3 protein-coding genes are annotated in these 1,676 nt (G+C 26.4%); all 3 read left to right on the plus strand.

The features are described from left to right. Positions 1-375 precede the first annotated feature (375 nt). From KSU54_RS18355 to KSU54_RS18365, 3 genes are read left to right on the plus strand one after another with little or no spacing between them, the layout of a single operon-like run. Complete coding sequence (locus KSU54_RS18355) at positions 376-792, plus strand: hypothetical protein (protein WP_054322858.1); 417 nt, start codon at positions 376-378, stop codon at positions 790-792. A 41-nt stretch (positions 793-833) separates the two neighbouring features. Continuing rightward, positions 834-1,157, plus strand: a complete 324-nt coding sequence (locus KSU54_RS18360) for a hypothetical protein (RefSeq protein ID WP_054322859.1) — start codon at positions 834-836, stop codon at positions 1,155-1,157. 41 nt (positions 1,158-1,198) lie between these two features. Further along, a complete protein-coding gene (locus KSU54_RS18365; RefSeq protein WP_054322860.1) occupies positions 1,199-1,534 on the plus strand; it encodes a hypothetical protein in 336 nt (111 codons plus the stop codon). Positions 1,535-1,676 lie beyond the last annotated feature (142 nt).

Here is a 1,676-nt window from a genome sequence, read left to right on the forward strand (position 1 = left end):
AAATTTCCTTTTCTGTTTTCCTATGCACTCCCAATTGTACGCAAAAAACCGCAAAATCAAGTGATCGTGTTTCACGATCACAATTTAAGGTAAAGGCAGTCGCCAAAAAAGAATTATAGAGTAGGTCATTTGACATAAAAAAAATAACGTTACAATCAATAAAAGGTAGACAATATACCTATTATATGATATAATGAATATAGAAATAAAGAAAGGGGTACTCAAGGGAGTACATAAGGTATTGAAAATGAGAAATTTATTTTAAGAAACAGGTAATTATATTAAATAATATAGTTACCTTAATTATTTTAGTTTATATTAAAGAATCTTAGTAGGTCATTTGACCTACTATACCACGAAAGAGAGGAAAGAATTATGAGTAGAAAATTGTATGATGATTTTACAAAGCAACCCGTATCTAAAATGGCACAAAGTATTTCCGATATGACATATTCATATAATGAAACAAAAGTGCCTGCAAAGCATTACAAAGACCTATTGGAAAAAGATATTATTGAACTAGCAAGTCAAGATATTAATATAGAAATGTGTTTATTAAAGCCTTATGTTGACATGATGAATTCAATGTCAAAAGAAAGTAGAAAATATTTTATAAAAGCATTACTAATATGTGAATTGAAAATTAAAGATACTGCAAATGAAATTAATGCTTTATCAAAGTTGTATGATAGTATTGAGGATAATTCATTGAAAACGGTAATAGATAAAGATATTCAAAAATTATATAGTGATTTGAAAAATAATGAAAATATAGTTTTTGAAATGAACTAGATAGGTAGGTCATTTGACCTACCTAATATGGAGGAGTGAATATGAACTTTGAAGATTTATTAGAATGGTATAAGTGCAATAGAAGTATATTTTATAAAGAAAATTTATATTGTGAAGCATTTTATTCCATAGACTGCCATATATCTAATCCAACGAAAGAAATATACCGAGTAATTGCGGAAGTAAGTGTTTATTTATATATGAAAGATGAATATGGAATAGGGATAAGTAAGATAGCAGATTTTTTGTCAATGGAATTTGAAAAAAATAATATAACTTTAGAAGAAATACAAAAAGCAAATAAATGGGATTTGTTAGATGCAGTATATGAAAATGATATAAAATATCTAAAAAAACATAACTAAATATAGAAAGGGTACTCAAGGGAGTACAAAAGGATTGGAAAATGAAATTAGACTTAATCAGTGTGATAATAAAAAAGGAAAGCAGTATAACAGTACAGAGCAGTGAATTGGAATTCATGAAAGCAGAAATTAATGTAAGTTATAGAAATTTTGATGAAGATTTATTAGTGTGTTACGACATTGTAGGCAGTTATAAAAATAAAAAATTATTTACAATGGAAGTAATTTATAAAATTCTAAAAGAAGATATTATAAAATTTCCTAATTATAAATGGTGCTTAAACAAAGCGGTTGATGATTTACAAGAGCGTATAGAATTTATTTTATCGTTATTTATAGAAGAAATGGGATTTGAAATAGCGAAAGAAATAAGTTAGTATATTTGAAAAATTAGCTAAGAATAAAGGTAGGTCATTTGACCTACCTTGTTAATAAGGTTCAACAGCTTGTTATTTGTCAATAAGCGAAAAATAATTTTTTACTGGACCTGAAGGCCACAATAAAAATTTATTTTATCTT

The sequence above is a fragment of the Erysipelatoclostridium sp. MSK.23.31 genome, from assembly GCF_019125875.1.
Classification (GTDB): Bacteria; Bacillota_I; Bacilli_A; order Erysipelotrichales; family Coprobacillaceae; genus Thomasclavelia; species Thomasclavelia ramosa.

What these genes read in the sequence shown, in the direction of transcription:
- KSU54_RS18355 (WP_054322858.1), top strand. Translation starts at nt 376, where the DNA reads ATGAGTAGAAAATTGTATGATGATTTTACAAAGCAACCCGTATCTAAA.
- KSU54_RS18360 (WP_054322859.1), top strand. Translation starts at nt 834, where the DNA reads ATGAACTTTGAAGATTTATTAGAATGGTATAAGTGCAATAGAAGTATA.
- KSU54_RS18365 (WP_054322860.1), top strand. Translation starts at nt 1,199, where the DNA reads ATGAAATTAGACTTAATCAGTGTGATAATAAAAAAGGAAAGCAGTATA.